This is a genomic window from Kitasatospora sp. NPDC059795, from assembly GCF_042732175.1.
In the GTDB taxonomy this organism is placed as follows: Bacteria; Actinomycetota; Actinomycetes; order Streptomycetales; family Streptomycetaceae; genus Kitasatospora.
In genome coordinates, this window is the sequence record NZ_JBHWID010000014.1 from 1 (window position 1) to 2093 (window position 2093).

General features: G+C 72.8%; 2 protein-coding genes. Both read right to left on the reverse strand.

Translation table 11 applies throughout. The features are described from left to right. Positions 1-104 precede the first annotated feature (104 nt). Positions 105-836: a nucleoside/nucleotide kinase family protein gene (locus ACFV4P_RS25850; RefSeq protein ID WP_380474957.1), complete on the reverse strand. Its 732-nt coding sequence runs from the start codon at positions 834-836 to the stop codon at positions 105-107. 11 nt (positions 837-847) lie between these two features. Then, the gene (locus ACFV4P_RS25855) at positions 848-1777 is read right to left on the reverse strand and encodes an LD-carboxypeptidase (RefSeq protein ID WP_380474959.1); all 930 of its coding nucleotides are present in this window, start codon (positions 1775-1777) and stop codon (positions 848-850) included. Positions 1778-2093: the final 316 nt, after the last annotated feature.

Consider the following 2093-nt stretch of genomic DNA (forward strand, 5'->3'; position numbering starts at 1 on the left):
CGCGACCCGACACGGATCAACTGGGTGGTTCCAAGGGATTGGCCGCCCCGGGACCGTCCACACAGATGCGTGTCCGGTGCTCCCTGCCGAGCGACTAGGCAACACTACGCCGTTCGGCGAGCAGGTGCAAACACGTCCGCACGGACCACCCAGTCGCAGGCTGCACGGGTGGTCTCCACGTGCGCGGCGTTGGGCCGGTCGTTGGTGTCGACGCGGCGGCGCGCGGTGGAGTGGTCCTCGCCGCCGGCGGTGTGGCGGGCGAGGAGCCGGGCGTCCCGGGCCGCGTGATCGGCGTCGACGTACCAGAGTTCGCGCAACAGGGCCCGGGCGTCCGCCCACGGGGTGGCGGGGGACGCGAGGTAGTTGCCTTCGGTGACGACCAGCCGGGTGCAGGGGCGGATCAGGTGGCGGGCGGCGACGGGCTCGTCGAGCGTGCGGTCGAAGTCGGGCGCGTAGATGTCGTGGAAGCGGTCGGCGGCGACGCGCTGGACGAGGGCGAGGTAGCCGAAGGCGTCGAAGGTCTCGGGGGCGCCCTTGCGGGGGCGCAGTTCGAGGCGGTCGAGCTGGGCGTTGGAGAGGTGGAAGCCGTCCAGTGGGAGGTAGGCGGCGGTGTCGGGGCCCTCGTGGCGGTTGACCGCGTCGATCAGCAGCCGGGCAAGCGTGGACTTTCCGGCGGCGGGCGGTCCGGCCAGACCGAGGAGTACTCGGCCGGTTCCGCTACCGGGGCCGTGGAGCAGGCCGAGCGCACGTTCCACTGCCGCCACGGGGGCGGACGGCCGCTCGTCGGCCGGGACGGTGGTGGGGGTGCCCGCAGCGGAAGTGCCTTCGACGTGCATGGCTCGCAACCCTACGCATCGACGGGGACGGCGAGAACGGGTGCATCGAGGGTGAGCGTGGCCGCGTCGGCGTCCAACGTGGCGGGGACGCCGAGCGGGACAGTGATCGTCGACGGGCCATGGCCGAAGCCGAGTTCCCAGACGACGGGAACGCCGAGGTCGCCGAGGTGGTCGAGCATCACGGCGCGTACGCCGTCGAGCGGTCCGCAGAGGTCCCAGGAACCGAGGACCACACCCGCCACTCCCTCCAGGGCTCCGCTCCGGCGCAGTTGGGTGAGGATGCGGTCGAGTTGGTAGGGCTGCTCGTTGACGTCCTCCAGGACGAGCAGGCCGCCGGCGAAGGACGGGCGGGCGGCGGGGGTGCCGCGGTCGGCGGCGAGCAGCGAGACGCAGCCCCCCATCAGGAGGCCGTGGGCGCGTCCGGGAACGAGGGTCGTGGCGTCCGGTCCGGTGAGGACGGTCGTGGTCGCCGGCTCGAACAGGGTGCGGCGCAGGTGTTCGGCGGTCGCGGCATCGGTGGTGAACACGCCGGCACCGGGCATAGGGCCGTAGAGGGTGGGGACGCCGAGCTGTTGGGCGACGGCTTCGTGCAGGACGGTGACGTCGCTGAACCCGATCAGGAGCTTGGGCGGGACAGCGCGCATCGCGTCCCAGTCGAGCAGGTCGACCATCCGATGGGCCCCGAACCCGCCGCGTACACAGAGGACAGCGGCGATGTCGGGGTCGAGCCAGGCGGCTTGCAGGTCAGCGGCGCGATCGACGTCGGCGCCGGCGAGGTACGGCAGCGTGCGGTGGGTGTCGTGGACGTGCGGGAGGACGACCACCTCCAGGCCCCAGGACCGCAGGATGTCGGTCCCGAGGGCGAGTCGTGCGGGGTCGACCGCGCCGCTGGGGGCGACGAGGGCAACGCGGTCACCGGGACGGAGCGGACGCATCGGCATCGGGTGACTCCTTCGTGGTGTGGAGCGCGGGCGGGACGACCGGACGCCTGGCACGGCGCGGGGCCGGCGGGTGGTCTTGGTCTGCCTGCTGACGGTATCCCCCGACCGTGAACTCTCCACCCCGGTCCGGTTACTGCCGATCCGCCGGGGCGGTTCCGGCCGGGTGCCGCATGGGTGCGGTCCCGGTAGAGAGGAGCGGTCGGGCCCGGCCGGCGGTGGGGGGGGGCGGGGGGGGGGGCGCCCCCCCCCCCCCCCCCGGCCGGGTCGGTTAAAACAACAAAACAGACCCCCCAAAAGTGAAAAGTGAAAAAAGGGG